The sequence below is a fragment of the Nocardiopsis alborubida genome (assembly GCF_012396365.1).
Taxonomy (GTDB): domain Bacteria; phylum Actinomycetota; class Actinomycetes; order Streptosporangiales; family Streptosporangiaceae; genus Nocardiopsis; species Nocardiopsis alborubida.
In genome coordinates this window covers 109095-128718 of sequence record NZ_JAAXPG010000014.1, presented here as the reverse complement: position 1 = coordinate 128718, position 19624 = coordinate 109095, and the positions used below count along the sequence as shown (strand labels likewise).

Below are 19624 nucleotides of genomic sequence, written 5' to 3'. Positions count from 1 at the left end.
AAACCGCATGACGTACTGTTTTCGCACGGACGCGCCACCGCCCTCCGTTTCCTCTGGACAGGAGCGAGCACCCATGACCCATGACCCGGCCCCCGGCCTGAGCGGACTCTCACTGGCGGAGAAGGCCTCGCTGAGCAGCGGCGCCGACTTCTGGACGACCAAGGCCGTGGGGGAGGTCCCCTCGCTCGTGCTCACCGACGGTCCGCACGGCGTGCGCCGGCAGGCCGGCGCCACCGACCACCTCGGCCTGTCCGAGAGCCTGCCCGCGACCTGTTTCCCGCCCGCCGTCGGCCTGTCACAGAGCTGGGACCCCGACCTGGTCGGGCGGGTGGGCGCGGCCCTGGGCGCCGAGGCCGGGGCGCTGGGCGTCGACGTGCTCCTGGGCCCGGGGATCAACATCAAGCGCGACCCGCGCGGCGGGCGCAACTTCGAGTACTTCTCCGAGGACCCCCTCCTCACCGGCGTCCTGGGCGGCGCCTGGGTGAGCGGCCTCCAGAGCACCGGCGTGGGCGCCTCGCTCAAGCACTTCGCCGCCAACAACGCCGAGCACGACCGGATGCGCTCCAGCTCCAACATCGATCCGCGCACGCTGCGCGAGATCTACCTGCGCGCCTTCCAGAAGGTCGTGCGCACGTCCGCCCCGTGGACCGTGATGTGCTCCTACAACCGCATCAACGGCGTCTACGCCTCGGAGGACCACTGGCTGCTCACCACGGTGCTGCGCCAGGAGTGGGGCTTCGACGGCGTGGTCGTGAGCGACTGGGGCGCGGTGCAGGACCGGCCCGCGGCGGTCGCCGCCGGGCTGGACCTGGAGATGCCCGGTGACGGCGGCGCGAGCGACGCGCGGCTCGTCGCGGCCGTGGAGGGCGGGGCCTGCGCGGCGGAGGACGTGGACACGGCCGCCTCCCGCGTGGCCGCCCTGGCCGCCAAGGCGCGCGCCTCCCGCCAGGACCGCGCGGCGGACTCCGCGCGAACCCCTGAGGTCGGCGCGCACGACGTCGAGGCCCACCACGCCCTCGCCCGCGAGGTGGCGGCGCGGTGCGTCGTCCTGCTCAGGAACGAAGGCGCGCTCCTGCCGCTCGCACCGGACGGGTCCGTCGCGGTGATCGGCGGTTTCGCCCAGAACCCGCGTTACCAGGGCGGCGGCAGCTCCCACGTGAACCCCACGCGCGTGGACGTCCCGCTGGAGGAGATCCGCGCCCTGGCCGGTTCCGGCACGGTCACCTTCGCCCCCGGGTACACCACCGAGGCACCGGGCGGCGCGGAGCCGGGCGACGCTACGGGCCTTCGCGAGGAGGCGGTGTCCGCCGCGGCCGCAGCGGACACCGCCGTGGTCTTCCTGGGTCTGGCCGAACACCAGGAGTCCGAGGGCTTCGACCGGGAGCACATCGAACTCCCCGCCGAACAGCTCGACCTGCTCGCGGCCGTCGTGCGGGCGCAGCCCCGGACGGTCGTCGTGCTCTCCCACGGCGGTGTGCTGCGGCTCGCCCCGGTCGCCGGGCTGGCCCCCGCGATCCTGGACGGGGCCCTTCTGGGACAGGCGGGCGGCGGCGCGATCGCCGACGTGCTGTTCGGCCGGGTCAACCCGTCCGGGCGGCTCGGCGAGACGGTGCCGGTCCGGTTGCAGGACACCCCCGCGTACCTGAACTTCCCCGGGGAGAACTCCGCGGTGCTCTACGGCGAGGGCCTGTACGTGGGCTACCGCTGGTACGACGCCCGCGACATGGAGGTGGCCTTCCCCTTCGGGCACGGCCTGTCGTACACGAGCTTCGCCTACTCCGACCTCGAACTGGAGCAGGACGGCACCGGCGTCACGGCGCACCTGACCGTCACCAACACCGGGGACCGGGCCGGGCGCGAGGTCGTGCAGTTCTACGTCGCCAAGCCCGACTCGGCCGTGTCGCGGGCCCCGCGTGAACTGAAGGGCTTCACGGGCGTGACCCTGGAACCCGGGCGGAGCGAGCGCGTCAGCGTCCTGCTGCCGCGCGAGGACCTGGCGTACTGGGAGGTGCGGGCCGACCGCTGGGTGGTCGAGGGCGGCGAGTACGTGGTGTCGGCGGGCGCTTCGAGCCGCGACCTGCGGGCCTCGGCGACGATCGCCGTCGAGGGCGACGCGCCGCGCCTGCCGGTGACGCTCGACTCCACGCTGGGCGAGGTGATGGCCGACCCCGGGGCCGCGGCCCTCCTCGCGGAGGCCTTCACGCCGCCGGTGGCGGCCGACGGCTCCGCCAACGCCATGGGAATGGACATGGTGCGCATGATGGCCTCGATCCCGATCCGCCGCCTGGCGAGCTTCGGCCCGGTGGGGCTGGACGACCTCGAAGCGCTCGTCGCGAAGGTCAACGCCGGGGACTGAGCGGCCGGTCGGGGCACTCGCGACGGCCCGGCCGGGCGCGGATCCGGCCGGGCGGCGGGTCCCGCGATCCGTCTCCGCGCGGCCGCGCGGTTCCGCTCCCCCTCCTCCCCTCCCCTGTTCCAGGGCCCTGTACCTGCGGGGCGGCGGCGGGGATACTGGGGCGATGTTCGAGGGTTTCGCCTCCCGGTCCGTCCCGCTCGGCGACGCGACCGTCTTCGTGCGCCACGGCGGCCGGGGCCCGGCCGTACTGCTGCTGCACGGTCACCCCCGCACCTCGGCGACCTGGCACCGCGTCGCGCCCCTCCTGGTCGAGCGGGGCTTCACCGTGGTCTGCGCCGACCTTCGGGGCTACGGGCGCTCGCGCGGCCCCGCGCCCTCACCGGACCACACCAGCCACTCCAAACGCGCGGTCGCCGCCGACATGGTGGCGGTGATGCGCCTGCTGGGCCACGACCGGTTCGCGCTCGTCGGCCACGACCGGGGCAGCTACGTGGCCCTGCGGTTGGTCCTGGACCACCCCGACCTGGTCTCCCGGGTGGCGCTCATCGACTGCCTGCCCATCAGCGAGCACCTGTCGCGGATCACGCCCGAGTTCGCCGCGCGGTGGTGGCACTGGTTCTTCTTCGCCCAGCCGGAGGTACCCGAGCGCGTGATCAACGCCGATCCCGACCGCTGGTACACCGGTGACCCCGTGAGCATGGGGCGGGAGAACCACGAGGAGTGGAGGCGGGCGGTGCGCGACCCCGAGGTGGTGCGGGCGATGCTGGAGGACTACCGCGCCGGTCTGACCGTCGACAGGGCGCACGAGGAGGCCGACCGCGCCGCCGGGGTGCGCGTCCGGTGCCCCGCGCTGGTCCTGTGGTCGCTGCGGGACGACCTGGAGGAGCTGTACGGCGATCCGCTGCGTGTCTGGCGGACCTGGGCGGACGACGTCCGCGGCCACGGCATCGACTCGGGCCACCACGTCGCCGAGGAGGCCCCCGAGGAGCTGGCCGCGGCCCTGGGCGACTTCCTCACCGGCTGAGCCGCCCCCGCTCACCGGCTCAGCCCCCGCGGGCCCGCCCGCGCCGACGCCGTGTCCGGAGCCGGTGGTGGCGCCGGAACCGAAGCGCACGGCGTCCGCAGGAACCCGGCCCGAGTCCGGGTCGTTGCACCTCCGTAGTACCCGCCGGAGTTTTTCGACAAAAACGCGGGGAATGCGTTCGGGAAGTAGCGGATGACTGGGTAGAGGGCTGGGGATGTGCCAAAGCAGACAGCCGGAGGTTGAGATGACGCAGGGTATCGGCGACCCCGGACCGATCGTGCGCGCGCTGACCGCTCTGGGTCTCCCTCCCGTGTTCGATCCCCAGCACCGCAGCGGTGGCGCGAGCGAGGAGGACGTGCCCGCGCTGGCGCAGAGCCTGATCGCCGCGGCGGAGATCCAGGCCGGTCCGAGCCCGGTGCGTCCCGCCGAGGGCGAACCCAACGCGTGGGCCCACGCGGTACAGGACCGGGATGTGGGCCAGGCCCTGCTGTACCGCAGGATGGAGCGGACCGTCAGCGACTGGCAGTGGGCGACCGACCCGGCCCCCTCGCGGCCGGGTGCGGCGGCGGAGGCGGCGATGTGCGCGGCGCACGCGCTCATCGCCGTGCACTCCGCCCCCGACGGGCAGCATGTCCGGGCCGCGCTGGAGGAGGCGGAGGACGCCTTGTTGGCCGCCGTGGTGCTGGTACGCGGTTCCCGCTCCGCGGCCGCGTGAGGCGCGCGTCCCCCTCGTGCCAGGAGCCCGTACCGCCGAGGCGGTACGGGCTCCTGGCACGTGCGGGCCCTACCCGTCCAGGAAGTCGGCCGTCACCGCGGCGAGGCGGCGGTGGGCCTCGGCGTCGCCGATGTCGGCGGGGAGGTCTCCCTCCTGGGGCCCGTAGGCGCCGAACTGGGCGTGGTTCATCCCCTGGATCCGGTGCGTGTGCGCCCCGGGCGGCAGGTTCGCGCGGTTCTCCTCGACCGTCGCCGGGTCGGACAGGCCGTCGCGGCCGCCCGAGACCGAGATGACCGCGAGGTCCTCGCGTTCGGCCAGGCCCGCGCCCTCCGTGGCGTAGGAGCCCCACAGGACCAGCCCGACGACCGTGTCGTCCGTGCGCCCGCCGAGGTGGGAGGCTGCCATGGCGCCGCCCAGCGAGTGCCCGCCCACGTACCACGCGTCGACTCCGTCGCCGTGGTCGGCGATGGCGCGATCGGCGCGGTCGGTGTCGAACACCGCGAAGTTCAGCGGCATCCGCGGGATGACCACCCGTACGGCGCTGTCGGCGGCGATCAGCGCCCAGGGCGCGGCGTAGGCCTCGGGTGCCACGCGCGCGCCCGGGTAGAAGACGACCCCGGCCTCGGGCGGGGCGTGGGTGGAGGTGACGACCACGGCGTCGTCGGACGCGGCCACCTCCACGCCCGGGGTGGCGACCGCCTCCCACAGCGCCCGCGGCTGCGCCTGGTAGGGGTTGAGCGCCCAGACGGCGAAGCCGCCGGCCGCGAGGACGAGCAGGAGCGCCAGGGCGAGCGCGGTGATCCCCAGCGCCTTCGTGGCGCGGCCGCGTTCACGGTTCTTTTTCTTCACGCTTTCCAAGATACTTGTTTACTGAGGAAAGATCGGAGGTAGCGGTACAGGCACACGGCCGCGGACCGCTTCCGCGCAGGCGCCGACACCGGCGGGGTTCCGACGCGGACCGGGCACCCGCAGCGACCGGGCGCCGACCGCCGACCACGGGGAGAAGCCATGACCGCCGCAAGCGCCTCGCACACCCCGTCCACCCGCGCGTCCCTGCTGGGCCTGGCGGGGTTCGCCGCCGCCGTCACCGCCGCCGCGCTCGTCGGGGCGCTCTCCAGCGCCAGCACCGCCGCGGAGTACGCCGCCCTGCGCCAGCCCTCGTGGGCCCCGCCCTCCTGGGTGTTCGGCCCGGTGTGGACGACGCTGTACGCCATGATCGCCGTGTCGGGGTGGCTGGTCTGGCGCCGCCGCGGCTGGCGCGGCGCCCGCGTGGAACTGTCGCTCTACTTCGTGCAGCTCGCGCTGAACGCGGCGTGGACGCCGCTGTTCTTCGCCGCCGGCCTGCGGGGGGTGGCCCTGGTCGACATCCTCCTGCTGGTGGCGGCGCTGACGGCGACCATCGTGCTGTTCGCCCGGCGGTCCCGGTGGGCGGCGGCCCTGCTGGTGCCCTACTGGGCCTGGACGGCGTTCGCGACCGCGCTCAACCTCTCCGTCTGGTGGCTCAACGCGGGGGGCTGAGGGCGGACGCGCCGCCGCAACCACGGGACGGTTTTCGGTCGGAAAAGAAACCCCTTTGTGGCCCTGGGTAGATTGCCCGACTCGGGACCTGACCCCAGCCCGACCGCGACAGGACGTTCCCGCAGTTCACACACTCCTTTCGTCACGTTCACCCCGGTTCGGCGCACGCCGTCGGAGCGACACGGAGCACATGAAAATCGCTGTCCTGATTTTTATCGTTCCGTTATGGGGAATGACCTGAGCACCAGACGGAGAGTGCTGCCGTCACACAGGAGGAGTACCGAGCAAGAAAGAGGAAGCATGCGGATCACCCAGCCGAGCATGAAGCGCATCAAGCTGGTCGTCCCCGACACCGTCGACTTCGTCGGCATCCGCGACCTCGACGGGACCTTCACCAAGGTGGCCTCACCGAAGAAGAGCTACCGTTTCAAGCGTGAGGACGCCTCCTTCGACTTCGCCTCCACCGGCCGAACGGTGGACGAGGACGGAGACAAGGCCGAGGTCTTCACGGCGGTGCGCGTGAACTGACGGCGTCCCCACCCGCCTTCCTCGAAGAACCCCTCAGCGCACGGAGGTCACCACGGGCGGCCCGGGAGCACATCCCGGGCCGCCCGTGCCGTGCGCGGGGTCCTCAGCGGCCCCCGGCGACCCCGGGGGCCTCACCCGCGCCCGGCGCCGCCGCGGCCCGAGAACAGCACCAGGGCCTGGGCGGCCTCGGCCGGAACGGTCAGGTCCAGGCCCGTGGTCTCGCGGAACGCCTGGAGCCGGTTGACCACCGTGTTGCGGTGGCAGTACAGGGCCTCGGCGGTGGCCTTGACCGACCCCGTGGCGGCGTAGTGGGCGAGCGTCTCCAGCAGCCGTGCCCGGCTGTCCCCGTCGAGCCGCTCGAAGCGCTCCACCCGGTCGCGTCCGAAACCGGGGATCAGGCCGCGCAGCTGGTCGTGGGCGATGGCGGACCAGACGTCCTCCTCCCGGACGAACCCGCCGCCGGTGTCGGCGTAGCCGGACAGGACGCGGGCCGCCTCGACGGAGGCGGGGACCGCGGCCAGCCCCCGCACCCGCGCGACCAGGCCTCCCGAGGCCCCCGGGGGCAGGTCCGGCCACGGCGTGCGCCCGGTCTCGCGCACCAGGGCGACGCCGTCGTCGAACTCCCACGCCAGGCCCCCGCCGCGTTCGCGGACGCGGGCCGCGGGCCGCCGCTCCCGCTCCGGGGGCGACACGACGAAGGCCACGTCGAAGGTGCCGTGCTCGGGGAGCCCCAGGGTGCCCGCCACCTCGGACGCCACGGCGGCGGCCCGGCTCCCGGAGTTGAGCAGCCGGGAGAACGCCTGGGCCGCCGCGGCCCGGGAGTCGCGTTCCAGGGCGGCCCGCTCCTCCAGGAAGGCGGCCTGCACGTCGCTGATGTACTGCTCGACCGTGGTCAGGATCTCCTCGGCGTGCAGCACGAGGATCTGCGAGGAACCGGGCCCGCCCGCGCGCACCAGGCCCGCCCAGAGCACGCGGAAGTCGAGCCGGACCGCCTCCAGCAGGTGCTCGCGCGCCACGCCCTGGCGGGCCCGGCGCACGCCCAGGCGGGTGGAGAGGCCGCGCAGGTGGTCCGGCAGGGGCAGCCCGGCGATCCGCCGGGTGAGCATGTCGAAGGTCTCCGTCGCGCTCTGGCGCAGGTCGGAGTCGGGGACCATGCCGTCGGTGTAGTTGCCCAGGGCCGCCAGGCGCTGGAGGAAGTCCTCGACGAGGTTCTCCCGGTCCTCGGCGAGCAGTTCGACCATGCCCGCCCAGGAACGGGGCTCGTCGGCGGGCGGGGCCTGCTCCGCGGGGTCCGTCACGGCCGCCTCCCTTCGTGCCTCTCGGCGGCGTCCGGTGTCCGGTGTCCGGCGCGCGACGTGCGGCACCGAGTCTATGTGCACATGCACAGCACCCCGGGGGAATCTTGTGTGGATGACGATTGAGCGGCGCGGGGCGCGTGGCGAGGATGGACGTGGCCCACGCCCGGCCCCCGCTACCCGACGTTCTCCGAGAGGAACACCGCCATGACCGCACACGAACAGGGCCCGTCGCAGGACGCGTCGTCCGCCGACACCCGCTTCCTGGAGGACTTCCGGGCCATGAGCGCCTTCGGCGCCACGCCGTCGGGGGGCGTCGACCGGCAGGCCGCCACCGGGCCCGACATCGCCCAGCGGCGGTGGTTGGAGGGGCTCCTGGCCGAGCGGGGGCTGCGGGTGGTCTACGACCGCGTCGGCAACCAGTTCGGCCTGCTGGAGCGGGTGCCGGGCGCCCCCTACGTGGTCGTCGGCTCGCACATGGACTCCCAGCCCACGGCGGGGCGCTACGACGGGGCCTACGGCGTGCTGGCCGCCGCCCACGCCGTCTTCCGGATCGCCGAACAGGACGCCGCCGCCGGAGCCCCCGCGCCCGTGTACAACCTCGCGGTCGTGAACTGGTTCAACGAGGAGGGCTCGCGCTTCACGCCCTCCATGATGGGCAGCGCCGTCTACACCGGTTCGCTCCCGCTGGAGACGGCGCTGGCCGCGCGCGACGCGGACGGGGTGACGGTGGCCGAGGCCCTGGCCCCGACGGGCTTCCTCGGGGAGGGCGACGGCCCCGAGGCCGCCTTCTGCGCCGAGATCCACGTCGAGCAGGGACGCGTCCTGGAGGAGTCCTCCACCACGATCGGCCTGGTCAGCGCCAGCTGGGCCGCGCGCAAGTACGCGGTCACCGTCCACGGGGAGCAGGCGCACTCGGGTGCGACCGTGATGGCCGACCGCAGGGACGCGCTCGTGGGAGCCTCCATGCTGGTCGTCGCCGCGCGCGAGCTGGCCGACCGGTTCCCCGGCGTCCTGCACACGGCCGTGGGCCAGCTCGACGTCTACCCGAACTCGCCGGTGGTGGTGCCCTCGCGCGCCGAGCTGCTGCTCGACCTGCGCTCGCACGACGAGGAGGTGCTCGCCGAGGCCGACCGGCTGCTCCAGGAGCAGGTCGCCCGCATCGAGGCGGCGGCCTCCGTCACCGTCGAGCAGACCCTCTCCCACTCCTGGGGCGTCAACCCCTACCAGCCCGAGGGCGTGGCCCTGGCCCGCGCCAGCGCCCGGAGCCTGGGCCTGAGCAGCGGCGAGGTCATGACCGTGGCCGGGCACGACTCGATCAACATGAAGGAGCGCGTGCCCACGGTCATGCTCTTCGTGCCCTCGGTCGGGGGCGTGTCCCACAACGAGGGCGAGTACACCGAGGACTCCGACCTGGTCGCGGGCCTGGCGGTGCTCACCGACGTGGTCCGGCGGCTCGGCGCGGGCGAGCTGGCCGCCGACGGGTCCTACACCCCCGGGCGCGCGTGAGCGCACCGCTCCGCCCCGTGGTGTCCGCCAGCGGGGTGCGATCCGGTCACGCCCTCGTACGGTGACCGGGCCCCGCGCGCCGTGACGCTTCTTGTACTCATGGCGAGCTTCGAGCGTCGACATCGGCTATGAGCACAAGATCATCGCAGGTCAGAACCCTCGCGTCGCACCAGTCACGGTTTCGGACAGTCCGGACTCGGCACCTGCGGGCGGACGCGCCGGGACGGTCCCCTCGGTGCGTCCAAGGGCGCGACAGCGGACGGGCGGTGACCGGGAAATCCCCGGTCACCGCCCGTCGCGTTCTCCTCCCCGAGGTCAGCGCACCACCACGTCGTCGCGCACGCGCAGGCGCTCGCCGTAGAAGCCGCCGACCGCCGTGACCAGGGCGATGCCCAGGAACAGCGCCGAGGCCACCCAGGACCGGCCGTCCGCGCTCTCCAGCAGGGCCGTCGCGATGAACGGCAGGAAGCCGCTCAGGGCGCCGGCCAGGTTGTAGGCCAGCGCGACGCCGCTGTAGCGCAGGTTCGCCGGGAACAGCTCGGTGAGCAGCGCGCCGGAGACGGCGTAGGCGATGGACAGGAAGCCCACGCCCGCGGCCACCGCCAGCACCACCAGCACCGGCGAGGTCGTGTCGATCAGCCAGAACACCGGGAAGGCCATCACCGCCGTGGCGATACCGCCCCACATGGTGACGCGACCGGGGCCGAGCTTCTCGGCCAGGCGCCCGAAGTAGACGATCACGGCGATCTGCACCACCGCGGCGACCAGGGTGGCGTTGACCATGAGGCCGCGCGACAGTCCGAGGGTGTCGGTGCCGTAGCTGATGGCGAACGTCGTCATGACGTAGAAGCCGCCGACGCCCAGCATGGCGGAGGCGATCGCGATGAGGAGCCTGCCCCACGCGTGGCGGAACACGTCGATCGCGGGGACCTTGGAGCGCGCCTCCTGCTTCTCCATCTCCTCGAAGACCGGCGACTCCTCCACCTTCTGGCGGATGTAGACCGCGATCAGCAGCAGCGGGAACGCCGCCAGGAACGGCAGGCGCCAGCCCCAGGAGTCGAACTGCTCGGCGGGCAGGAGCAGGACCAGCGAGAAGGCGCCCGAGGAGAGCAGGGTGCCCACGGGCGACCCGATCTGCGGCAGCGCGGCGTAGCGCCCGCGCTTCTCCGGCGGGGCGTGCTCGACGGCGATGGTCACCGCGCCGCCCCACTCGCCGCCGACCGCGACGCCCTGCACGAGCCGGAGCAGGGCCAGCAGCAGCGGAGCGGCGATGCCGATCGAGGCGAAGTCGGGCAGCAGGCCGATGAGGCCGGTGGCCACACCGATGGAGACCACGGTGATCAGCAGCGCGGGTCGCCGTCCGATCCGGTCGCCCATCCAGCCGAACAGCACCGCGCCCAGCGGACGCGCGACGAAGCCGACGCCGAAGGTGGCGAACGCGGCCAGGGTGGCGGCCGTGGCGTCTAGCGTCGTGAAGTACAGCCGGTTGAACACGAGCGCGGCGGCCGTGCCGAAGAGGAAGTAGTCGTACCACTCCAGGGCGGTGCCGACGAAGGCCGCGAAGGCGATCCGGCCCGCGTCGCGACCGCTCACCTCCGGCCCGCCCCGGGCCGGGCGCTCCTCGGTCGCCTCTGGGTCGAGGTCACTCATCCTTGGTTTCTCCTATTCGCTGTCCGCGCCGGCGGCGGCGCGGTGTTCAGGGGATGGGGCGGAGCCGGGCGGACGTTCGTCCGGCTCCGCCCGTCGGACACGAGTCGGGACGGTCCGGGCCGGGCCGGGTCAGGACGGACCAGGTCGGTCCGGGCCGTGTCGGGCCCGCCGGACCTGGTCAGGCCAGACCGTCGAGGTTCTCCGCGCCGTGCACGCACTCACCGCCGACGAGGGTCGCCAGGACGCGGATCGTGCCGATGCCCTCCTCGGCGGTGTCCACGGGGTCCCGGTCCAGGACCACCAGGTCGGCGAGCTTTCCGGGGGTCAGGCTGCCCCTGCGGTGCTCGTCGTGGCTGGCCCAGGCCGCGTCCATGGTGTAGGCCCGCAGGGCCTGCTCGGCGCTGACACGCTCGTCGGCGGCCAGGACGGTTCCCGAGGCGGTCGCGCGCTCCACCATCGACTCCATGCCCAGGAGCGGCGCACCCGGGGCGACCGGCCGGTCCGAGCTGCCCGGAACGCGCAGCCCGTGGTCGAGGAAGGACCGGTGCCGGTAGAGCCAGGGCACGCGCTCGGGGCCCACGGCGGCGGCCATGCCGTCGCCCAGGGCGTACAGGAACCGGGGCTGGGGCACGGGGACCAGGCCCGCCTCGGCGATGCGGGGCAGCTGGTCCGGGCGCACCACGCCCGCGTGCTCGATGCGGTGGCGCACGTCGGGGCGCGGCAGCGCGCGCTGCGCCTCGGCGAACGCCTCCAGGGCGACGTCGACGGCGTCGTCGCCGATGGCGTGCGCGGCCACGCGCCACCCCGCCCGGTGGGCGGCGACGACCAGCGCGCGCATCTCCTCCGGGGAGTTCTGGTACACGCCGTGGCCGTGCCCGCACAGCGGTTCGGTGACCGCGGCGGTGCGGCCGATGAGGGATCCGTCGAGCCAGATCTTCATCGGCCCCAGGCGCAGCCGGTCGTCGCCGAAGCCGGTGCGCAGCCCCAGGTCGATGCCGGTGTCGATGCCGTCGTCGGCGTGCCCGCCCAGCGGGTGCATGTTGTCGGCGGCGACCATGAGCTCGACCCGGGGAAGCAGCTCGCCGCGGTCGCGGGCGAGCTGGTAGGCGGCGGCCTCCACGGGGGTGCGGCCGATCAGCCCGCGCCCGATGCCCGCCTCGACGACGTGGGTGAGGCCCTCGGAGGCGTAGACCCGGGAGGCGCGCGCGAGCGCGTCGGCGAGCTCGGCCACCGGGTAGGGCATGACCAGCGCGGTCACCAGTTCCTGCGCGCGCTCCTGGAGCAGGCCGGTGGGGGCTCCCGCGCCGTCGCGGACGATCACTCCCCCGTCCGGGTCGGCCGCGGCGGTGTCGGACACGGCGGTGTCGATCCCGGCCTGGCCCAGGACCGCGCTGCTGACGGTGCACATGTGGCCGGAGCGGTGCTTGAGCCACACGGGGCGGCCGCCCCCGGCCCGGTCGAGGCCGTGGCGGTCGGGGTGGGCGCCGAGCAGGGCGTCGTCGTAGCCGGAGCCGACGATCCACGTGTCCTCGGGCAGCGTCGCGGCCGCGCGGGCGACCGCGTCGTAGAGGGCGTCCAGGGTGGACACCGTCTCCAGCTCCAGCTCGGCGAGCGACTGGCCGAACCACGCCATGTGGTTGTGCGCGTCCCCGAAGCCGGGGACGACCACGGCTCCGCCGCAGTCGACCGTTCTGCGCGCGGGCAGGTCGGCGACCTCCTCGTCCAGGCCGAGGACGCGCCCGGCGGCGATGCCGAGCACCGTGGCGAGGGGCCGGTCGTCGTCGACCGTGCGGATACGGGCGTTGGTCAGTTTGAGGTCGAGCATGCTGGAGGCGTTCTCCGTGGGGTGGAACGGTTGGGACGGCTGCGGCGGTCGGGGCCAGGCGGAGCGCGCGGCCGGACCCTGCGGACCTGCCGGACGGGCGGGCCGGGCGGAGCGGCGTGCCGGATCCGCCGGACGGGCCGGGCGTACCGGACCCGCCGCGCGAACCCGACGTGCCGTGCGGACTCTCCGGACGTACCGCGCGGGCGTTCGGCGGCGGGCGCGGACCCGCCCGCGCCGTGGAGGGCGCACGCGGTCCCACCCCCGATGGTGCCGCACGGTCCACGCCGTTCCCACCTGGGATTTCACTCCAGGTTGCAGCAACTGTGAGCTGGCGAACAATGGCGATTCGCAGCGGATTGGGCACGCGGCGATAGGCATGTGCACAACGACAGCCCGGTGCGCGACACTTCCGAAACACGCACGTCATACGCCGTTACCTGCGCGGTGTCACATCGCACAGTCGCACGCGGGGCGGAGGGCGGGCGCCCGGACCCGGCGCCCGCGCGTCATCCCCGGACCCGGGCGTGACGGGGCGCGGCCGCGGCGGACGAGCGGCCGGTCACCGGACGGCCCTCGTCCGGCGGGCGGGCGCCCGGCCGGGGTCCGACGTCAGCGCCAGGGACCCGGGCCGGTGGACTCGCGCCACAGGATCGTGTTGAGCGGCTCGCTTTCGTCCTCCGCCACGGTGCCCCGCACGGCCGCGACCAGGCGGCGCATGGCGCTGCCGCCCAGCCGTTCGAGGTCCACGTCGACCGTCGTGAGCGAGGGCGAGAGGTAGGCGCCCACCGGGTTGTTGTCCCACCCCGTCACGCTCAGGTCGCCCGGCACGCTCCACCCGCGCTCCATCGCCCCGCGGACCACGCCGGCCGCGACCACGTCGTTGCCCGCGATGACGGCGCTGACCCCGCTGTCCTCGGGCAGGGAGCGCACGGCCTCGACGCCGGATCCGGCCGACCAGTCGCCGTCGACCACGCAGTGGGACTCCAGCCCCAGGCGTTCGACCGTCTCCAGGTAGGTCTGCCTGCGCCCCCGCGCCGAGGCGTACTGGAGGGGGCCGGACACGTGCAGGAAGCGCCGGTGCCCGGCCTTGGCCAGCCCCTCGACGAGGTCGGCGACGATCGACCCGTCGGCGATCTCGCCCAGGCCGCGCATCTCGTCGTCGTAGTCGGCGGAGACGACCACGGAGGCGCCCTCGCCCGCTCCCCGGAGGCTGTCGGGGGCGACGGGGGCCAGGGAGAGGATGCCCTCCACCTGGCCCGAGTCGGCGAGTTCGAGCACGCGCTCGGTCCGGGCCCCGACCCCGCCGTCCATGCTCACCGCCTCGACGACGAAGCCCTCCGCGTGGGCGGTCGCGATGGCCCCCGCGAGCAGGCGGCTCGGGCTGGCGGCGGGCACGCCGGGCAGGAGGATCGCCAGGCGCCCGGTCCGGCGCGTGCGCATCGACCGGGCCACGAGGTTGGGGCGGTAGTTGAGCTCCCGGACCGCGGCGTCGACGCGTTCGCGGGTCTCCTCCCTGAGCCCGCCCTCGAAGCGCAGGTAGCGCGAGACGGTCTGGTGGGAGACGCCCGCCAGGCGGGCGACCTCCATGATGGTCGGTCGACGCCTCGGCGGTTCGGGCTCGGCCATCGGCTCCTCCTTCGGCGGGGCCCGTCGGCGGCGTCCGTCGGCGGGATCGGTCTTGACCGCGGATGTGAACGATCACTATTTTAGACCCGGCCGCAGAAAGTGAACGTTCACCATGGGTTCGTGATCCGAGGGGTGTGCCAGTGCCGAGTCCCAGTTCACCGATTCGCGTAGCCGTCGTCGGAAGCGGCGGCATCGCCCGGGGCAGGCACCTGCCCGCGCTCACCGCCCTGGGCGGCAGGGTCGACGTGGTCGCGTTGGCCGACCTCGACGCGTCCCTCGTGGCCGCGACCGCCGACGAGTGGGGCGTACCCGGCCGCTACACCGACCTCGACGCCCTGCTGCGCGCGGAGTCCCCCGACCTCGTGATCGTGTGCACACCGCCCGTCGCGCACAAGGACACGGTGATCGCGGGCCTGGACGCCGGGTCCTGGGTGTGGTGCGAGAAGCCGCCCGCGCTCTCCCTCGCCGAGTACGACGAGGTCAGCGCCCACGAGGGGAGCGGACACGGCCCCTTCGCCAGCTACGTGTTCCAGCACCGGTTCGGCTCCGGCGCCGAGCGCCTGCGCCGCCACCTCGCCGAGGGCACGCTCGGCCGCCCGCTCGTCGGCGTGTGCAACACCCTGTGGTTCCGCGCCCCGGGCTACTTCGAGGTCCCCTGGCGCGGCCGCTGGGCGACCGAGGGCGGCGGGCCGAGCATGGGCCACGGCATCCACCAGATGGACCTCATGCTCTCCCTGCTCGGCGACTGGTCCGAGGTCACGGCCGTGATGTCCACGACCGCGCGGTCCACCGAGACCGAGGACGTGTCGATGGCGATCGTGCGCCTGGAGTCGGGCGCGACCGTCTCCGTGGCCAACAGCCTGCTCTCCCCCCGCGAGACCAGCTACCTGCGCTTCGACTTCGAGCACGCCACGGTCGAGCTGGAACACCTCTACGGCTACGACAACGCGCACTGGCGCTGGACCCCGGCGCCGCACGTGCGCGACGCCGACGCGGTCGCGTCCTGGCCGCCGGTGGAGGACGAGCCGAGTTCGCACCGGGCCCAGCTCTCCGCGCTGCTCGACGCGATGGAACGCGGGGAGCGGCCCCGCGCCAGCGGCCGCGACGGGCGGCGCGCGCTCGAACTCGTCGCGGGGATGTACCGGTCGGCCCTGACCGGCACGACGGCGCGTCGGCGGGACCTGACCCCCGACGACGGCTTCTACCACGCGATGCACGGGGGCGACGCGGACACCGCCGCGGCCGTCCTCACCCGGACGGAGGCGAGCACAGGTGTCTGAGATCCCCACGCTGACCGAAGGCGGCGACGCGCTCACGGTGGCGGTGGGAGGAGTCGAGATCGCGCGCTACGTGCTGCGTCCCGACTCCCTCGCCACCGAGTCGCCCAAGCCCTACCTGCACCCCCTGCGCACCCTCAGCGGCGCGCCGCTGACCGCGTTCCGGCCGTGGGACCACCGGTGGCACAAGGGCCTGCAGATGACCTGGTCCCACGTCTCGGGGCAGAACTTCTGGGGAGGGCCGACCTTCGTCCGCGGCGACGGCTACCAGTGGCTGGGCAACAACGGCGGCATCAGCCACGAGGGGTTCACCTCCGTCGCCCGGGACGGGGACGGCGTCTCGGTCACCGAGCGCCTGGCCTGGACGAGTTCGGGCGGCGAGCGGTGGATCGCCGAGGTGCGCACCCACCGGTTCCACTCGGTGGACCGCGAACGGGGGATCTGGGCCCTGGACTTCGCGACCTCGCTGACCAACGTGCGCGGGGAGGCGCTCGAACTGGGCAGCCCCACCACCCACGGACGCGCCGCCGCGGGCTACACCGGGCTCTTCTGGCGCGGCCCCCGGTCGTGGACCGGCGGCGACGTGGTCAGCGCGACCGGCCTCACCGGCGCCGACGTCATGGGCACGGAGGCGAACTGGATCGCCTTCAGCGGCCAGCACGACGAGATCGACGGCGGCGCGACCGTCCTGGCCTACGCCGGGACCACGAGCGCCTCCGTCCCGATCAGGTGGTTCGTGCGGACCGAGCCCTTCCCCGTGTTCAGCCCCTCCCCGTCCTTCGACGAGGAGATCGTCTTGGACCCGGACCGCACGCTGCACCTGCGCCACCGCCTGGTGTTCGTCGACCGGGTGTGCGCCGCGGACGAGGCCGGTGCGCTCGCGCGGGAGTACGCGCCGGGGGAGGACACGCCATGAGCACGCCCCGCTTCCCCGGCGGCACCGCCGTCAGCGGCCTGCGGGTCTACGACTGGGAGGCGCCCGACGGCCTGCACGGCGGCACGCCCCACGTCCACACCGCGTCGTCGGAGGCCTATGTGGTGGTCGCGGGCGAGGGCGAGGTGCACACGGTCACCCCGGAGGGCGTGGCGGCCGACCCGCTCGCGGCCGGCGCCGTGCTGTGGTTCGCCCCGGGCACGGTGCACCGGCTGGTGAACTCCGGCGGACTGGAGATCACCGTGGTCATGCAGAACGCGGGCCTGCCCGAGGCGGGCGACGCGGTGTTCACCTTCCCGCGCGAGGTGCTGGCCGACCACGGGGCCTACGCCGCCGCGGCGGCCCTGCCCGCGGAGGGGCCGGAGGAGGTGCGCGCGGAGCGGGCGCGGGCCCGGCGCGACCTGGCCATGCGGGGCTACCTGGAGCTGGTCGCGTCGGTCCGGGAGGAGGGCGCGGGGGCGCTGGAGGAGTTCCACCGGCTCGCGGCGGAGGTGGTGCGGCCGCGCGTGGAGGAGTGGCGGGAGATCTGGCGCGAGGGCGTGGAACGGGAGGTGGAGCGGACCCGGGACCAGCTCGCGGCGCTGGCCGGGGGCGATCCGGGGATCATGCGGGAGGCCGCGGTGGTGCGCACCGAGCCGAAACCGGGGCCCCGGGCGTTCGGGATGTGCGGACGCCTGCGCACGTGGCGGGTCGCGGACGCCCCCGACCCCGGCGAGGGCGCGGGGACCCCGGAGGGCCCCTAGGTTCCGCGGACCCGGGGCATCTCTCAGGTCCGAACACCAGAGGGCCCAGGAGGCCCCGGAGACCCGGGGCGTCTCGCAGGTCCCGGGCCCCCAGAAGACCCCGGAGGCCCGGAACGGGACGCTGCCCGTCCCGGAGGCCCGGGCACCCTCGACACCCGGAAGGCCCCCGGGCACCCCAAGCCCCTGTCCGCCTCCTGGCGTCGCACGGCGCCAGCGTTCACCGGCTGCTTGGTAAGGGCTTTCCGTACCACCTGGTCCCGCATCTCCGGACGCACCGTTCGACCAGGTCAGCGCTCTCGCGAAGTGCACCGCCCGAACACAACCGAAATACCGTTCTTCACTTGCGCACCTCGTCTCCCACCGGACGCACAAACAAAGGCCCCGGCACCACGAACACACAGCACCGCCGCCGCACCCGAGCGTGACCAAGCTCGGCGCGGAGCAGTTCCGAAAAAACGGACACCGCCCCGAACAGGAAGAACGCCGCGCCCTTAACACGAACCCGCGCGGAGAACAAGACCGTTGACGTGTTGGGAACGAACACTTAACTTCTCCGTTGAAAGCGCTTTCCGTATGCGGTTGCCACTGTTTCGTCGGCACGGCTGCCTCCCGCGGCACCGCCGCCGCACGGTCGGCCGCGCCGCACCGGCCCGCACCCGCCGAGTCCCCGCCCCCAGCCCGCCCCGGTCCCCATCCCCCTTCCGGACCGTCCCTTGCCGTTCACCGTCCCACTGGTCAGACGCACCAACCCCCCTGGAGACGAACGATGAAAACGAGACCCGCCCTCGCGTGCGCCGTCCTGCTGGCAGGCACGCTCGTCACGCTTTCCGGCACCGCGGCGCACGCCGCCACCACCCGCTACGAGGCCGAGGGTCCCTCCGCCTCCTGCAACGGCAGCATCGAGACCGAGTGGCCGGGCTACTCCGGCGACGGGTTCTGCGACACCGAGAACGAGGAGGGCGCCCACGTGCAGTTCAGCGTGGACGCCTCCGCCTCGGGAACGGCCACGCTGACCGTGCACTTCGCCAACGGCACCTCCTCCGCCCGCCCCGCCGACGTCCTCGTGAACGGCTCCCGGGCGGCGTCGGTCTCCTTCGAGGGCACCGGCGACTGGGACGAGTGGGCGACCAAGACGCTCACCGTGCAACTGGAGGAGGGCGACAACACGATCCGGTTCGACCCGACCGGCTCCCAGGGCATGCCCAACGTCGACTACCTCGACGTGGAGGTGAGCGGCGGCGGTGACGACGGTGGCGGCGATGACGGCGGTGGCGACGACGGCGGCGGTGACGACAACCCGCCGACGGCCTCCGCCCTGTACGTGGCTCCGGACGGCAGCGCGGGCGCGGACGGCACCGAGTCCGACCCCACCACGCTGACCTCGGCCATCGACCGGATCGAGCCCGGCGGGACGATCCACATGCGCGGCGGGACCTACGGGCTCACGGACACGGTCACCATCCCGCAGGGCAGCGACGGCACCGCGGGCGACCGCACGGAGCTGTCCGCCTACCCGGGTGAGACCCCGGTGCTGAACTTCTCCGCCCAGAGCGAGGACTCCGCCAACCGCGGCCTGGCGCTGGAGGCGTCCTACTGGCACATCGAGGGCATCGTCGTCGAGCACGCCGGGGACAACGGCATCTTCGTCAGCGGCAGCCACAACGTCATCGAGGGCACGGTGACCCGCTTCAACCGCGACACGGGCCTCCAGCTCTCGCGCCGCGTCTCCAGCACCCCCGAGAGCGAGTGGCCCTCCCACAACCTCATCCTGAGCGCGGAGTCGCACGACAACGCCGACTCCGACGGCGAGGACGCCGACGGCTTCGCCGCCAAGCTGACCTCCGGTCCCGGCAACGTCTTCCGCTACGCCGTGGCCCACAACAACATCGACGACGGCTGGGACCTCTACACCAAGAGCGAGACCGGCCCCATCGGCGCCGTGACCGTCGAGGACTCCCTGGCCTACGAGAACGGCGTCCTCAGCGACGGCTCCCAGGCCGGGAACGGCGACCGCAACGGCTTCAAGCTCGGCGGCGAGGACATCGGGGTCGACCACGTCATCACGGGCAACATCGCCTACGACAACGGCAAGCACGGGTTCACCTACAACAGGAACACCGGCTCGATGACGGTCTCGGACAACGTCAGCATCGGCAACGAGGAGCGCAACTTCAACTTCGACGGAGGCTCCTCGGTGTTCCGGGACAACACCTCGTGCGACAGCGGGTCCAACGACCGGATCATCGGCAGCGCCGACAGCTCGAACCAGTTCTGGTCCGGCTCGAACGGGTCGCGGTGCTCCTCCTACGACGGCGGCCTGGACTGGTCCTACTCCGCCGACGGCACCCTGGTCGTGACCTTCGGGGGCCAGCGGGTCACGCCGTGACCGGCGCCCGCGCCGGAAGCGGCACCGCGGGACGGGTGCGCTGACGCGACCGAGGCGCCCGCCCCGGTTCGGTCCCCGGATCCGCACCCGCACCCGCACCCGTGAACAGGAGGCCCCGGCCAGCGAGGAAGTCCGCTGGCCGGGGCCTTCGCGTGCGCGGGAGGGCACCGAGCGTCCCACGGGGCGTGCGCGGACACGCGGGCCCGCACGCGCACCGGGTCGCTCCCCGTCTTGAGGC

16 protein-coding genes are annotated in these 19624 nt (G+C 73.7%); 10 read left to right on the top strand and 6 right to left on the bottom strand.

Features of this window, described 5'->3' with window-relative positions:
- Positions 1-73: 73 nt before the first annotated feature.
- From HGB44_RS16230 to HGB44_RS16220, 3 genes are all read left to right on the top strand, one after another.
- Positions 74-2356, top strand: coding sequence for a glycoside hydrolase family 3 C-terminal domain-containing protein (locus tag HGB44_RS16230; protein WP_061078614.1), 2283 nt, complete (start codon positions 74-76; stop codon positions 2354-2356).
- 163 nt (positions 2357-2519) lie between these two features.
- On the top strand, positions 2520-3380 hold the full coding sequence (locus HGB44_RS16225; RefSeq protein WP_061078613.1) for an alpha/beta hydrolase: 861 nt from the start codon (positions 2520-2522) through the stop codon (positions 3378-3380).
- Between the two features lie 244 nt (positions 3381-3624).
- Positions 3625-4095 carry a hypothetical protein gene (locus HGB44_RS16220; protein ID WP_061078612.1) on the top strand — a complete coding sequence of 157 codons (471 nt, stop codon included), beginning with the start codon at positions 3625-3627 and terminating at the stop codon, positions 4093-4095.
- A gap of 69 nt (positions 4096-4164) precedes the next feature.
- On the opposite strand, the gene HGB44_RS16215 is transcribed toward HGB44_RS16220, so the two are convergent.
- Positions 4165-4944, bottom strand: a complete 780-nt coding sequence (locus HGB44_RS16215; protein WP_061078611.1) for an alpha/beta hydrolase — start codon at positions 4942-4944, stop codon at positions 4165-4167.
- 159 nt (positions 4945-5103) lie between these two features.
- Here HGB44_RS16215 and HGB44_RS16210 point away from each other — a divergent pair, with 159 nt between their 5' ends.
- On the top strand, positions 5104-5613 hold the full coding sequence (locus HGB44_RS16210; RefSeq protein WP_061078610.1) for a TspO/MBR family protein: 510 nt from the start codon (positions 5104-5106) through the stop codon (positions 5611-5613).
- Between the two features lie 300 nt (positions 5614-5913).
- Positions 5914-6141 carry a hypothetical protein gene (locus tag HGB44_RS16205; protein WP_017566480.1) on the top strand — a complete coding sequence of 76 codons (228 nt, stop codon included), beginning with the start codon at positions 5914-5916 and terminating at the stop codon, positions 6139-6141.
- A 131-nt stretch (positions 6142-6272) separates the two neighbouring features.
- On the opposite strand, the gene HGB44_RS16200 is transcribed toward HGB44_RS16205, so the two are convergent.
- Positions 6273-7439: a helix-turn-helix domain-containing protein gene (locus HGB44_RS16200; RefSeq protein WP_061078609.1), complete on the bottom strand. Its 1167-nt coding sequence runs from the start codon at positions 7437-7439 to the stop codon at positions 6273-6275.
- Between the two features lie 204 nt (positions 7440-7643).
- On the opposite strand from HGB44_RS16200, the gene HGB44_RS16195 reads away from it, so the two are divergent.
- Complete coding sequence (locus HGB44_RS16195) at positions 7644-8945, top strand: M20 family metallo-hydrolase (RefSeq protein ID WP_061078608.1); 1302 nt, start codon at positions 7644-7646, stop codon at positions 8943-8945.
- A 315-nt stretch (positions 8946-9260) separates the two neighbouring features.
- Here HGB44_RS16195 and HGB44_RS16190 read toward each other — a convergent pair whose 3' ends face one another.
- The 3 genes from HGB44_RS16190 to HGB44_RS16180 all read right to left on the bottom strand — a co-directional run bounded on the left by HGB44_RS16190 (position 9261) and on the right by HGB44_RS16180 (position 14046).
- On the bottom strand, positions 9261-10595 hold the full coding sequence (locus HGB44_RS16190) for an MFS transporter (RefSeq protein WP_061078607.1): 1335 nt from the start codon (positions 10593-10595) through the stop codon (positions 9261-9263).
- 178 nt (positions 10596-10773) lie between these two features.
- Positions 10774-12420, bottom strand: coding sequence for an amidohydrolase (locus HGB44_RS16185; RefSeq protein WP_061078606.1), 1647 nt, complete (start codon positions 12418-12420; stop codon positions 10774-10776).
- 609 nt (positions 12421-13029) lie between these two features.
- The gene (locus tag HGB44_RS16180) at positions 13030-14046 is read right to left on the bottom strand and encodes a LacI family DNA-binding transcriptional regulator (RefSeq protein WP_061078605.1); all 1017 of its coding nucleotides are present in this window, start codon (positions 14044-14046) and stop codon (positions 13030-13032) included.
- A 140-nt stretch (positions 14047-14186) separates the two neighbouring features.
- Between HGB44_RS16180 and HGB44_RS16175 the strand changes: the two genes are divergently transcribed.
- From HGB44_RS16175 to HGB44_RS16165, 3 genes are read left to right on the top strand one after another with little or no spacing between them, the layout of a single operon-like run.
- Entirely contained in the window at positions 14187-15326 is a 1140-nt protein-coding gene (locus HGB44_RS16175; protein ID WP_061078604.1) for a Gfo/Idh/MocA family protein, read from the top strand.
- Positions 15319-16239, top strand: coding sequence for a DUF6807 domain-containing protein (locus tag HGB44_RS16170; RefSeq protein ID WP_061078603.1), 921 nt, complete (start codon positions 15319-15321; stop codon positions 16237-16239). Before HGB44_RS16175 ends, HGB44_RS16170 begins: the two co-directional genes overlap by 8 nt.
- On the top strand, positions 16236-17000 hold the full coding sequence (locus HGB44_RS16165) for a cupin domain-containing protein (RefSeq protein ID WP_061078602.1): 765 nt from the start codon (positions 16236-16238) through the stop codon (positions 16998-17000). Before HGB44_RS16170 ends, HGB44_RS16165 begins: the two co-directional genes overlap by 4 nt.
- A 337-nt stretch (positions 17001-17337) precedes the next feature.
- On the opposite strand, the gene HGB44_RS16160 is transcribed toward HGB44_RS16165, so the two are convergent.
- Positions 17338-17544 carry a hypothetical protein gene (locus HGB44_RS16160; protein ID WP_168444033.1) on the bottom strand — a complete coding sequence of 69 codons (207 nt, stop codon included), beginning with the start codon at positions 17542-17544 and terminating at the stop codon, positions 17338-17340.
- A gap of 222 nt (positions 17545-17766) precedes the next feature.
- On the opposite strand from HGB44_RS16160, the gene HGB44_RS16155 reads away from it, so the two are divergent.
- Positions 17767-19386 carry a carbohydrate-binding protein gene (locus tag HGB44_RS16155; protein WP_061078601.1) on the top strand — a complete coding sequence of 540 codons (1620 nt, stop codon included), beginning with the start codon at positions 17767-17769 and terminating at the stop codon, positions 19384-19386.
- Positions 19387-19624: the final 238 nt, after the last annotated feature.

Excerpts from the sequence above, each read along its gene's own strand:
- HGB44_RS16230 (WP_061078614.1), top strand. The coding sequence starts at position 74 with ATGACCCATGACCCGGCCCCCGGCCTGAGCGGACTCTCACTGGCGGAG.
- HGB44_RS16225 (WP_061078613.1), top strand. The coding sequence starts at position 2,520 with ATGTTCGAGGGTTTCGCCTCCCGGTCCGTCCCGCTCGGCGACGCGACC.
- HGB44_RS16220 (WP_061078612.1), top strand. The coding sequence starts at position 3,625 with ATGACGCAGGGTATCGGCGACCCCGGACCGATCGTGCGCGCGCTGACC.
- HGB44_RS16210 (WP_061078610.1), top strand. The coding sequence starts at position 5,104 with ATGACCGCCGCAAGCGCCTCGCACACCCCGTCCACCCGCGCGTCCCTG.
- HGB44_RS16205 (WP_017566480.1), top strand. The coding sequence starts at position 5,914 with ATGCGGATCACCCAGCCGAGCATGAAGCGCATCAAGCTGGTCGTCCCC.
- HGB44_RS16195 (WP_061078608.1), top strand. The coding sequence starts at position 7,644 with ATGACCGCACACGAACAGGGCCCGTCGCAGGACGCGTCGTCCGCCGAC.
- HGB44_RS16190 (WP_061078607.1), bottom strand. The coding sequence starts at position 10,595 with ATGAGTGACCTCGACCCAGAGGCGACCGAGGAGCGCCCGGCCCGGGGC.
- HGB44_RS16185 (WP_061078606.1), bottom strand. The coding sequence starts at position 12,420 with ATGCTCGACCTCAAACTGACCAACGCCCGTATCCGCACGGTCGACGAC.
- HGB44_RS16180 (WP_061078605.1), bottom strand. The coding sequence starts at position 14,046 with ATGGCCGAGCCCGAACCGCCGAGGCGTCGACCGACCATCATGGAGGTC.
- HGB44_RS16165 (WP_061078602.1), top strand. The coding sequence starts at position 16,236 with ATGAGCACGCCCCGCTTCCCCGGCGGCACCGCCGTCAGCGGCCTGCGG.
- HGB44_RS16155 (WP_061078601.1), top strand. The coding sequence starts at position 17,767 with ATGAAAACGAGACCCGCCCTCGCGTGCGCCGTCCTGCTGGCAGGCACG.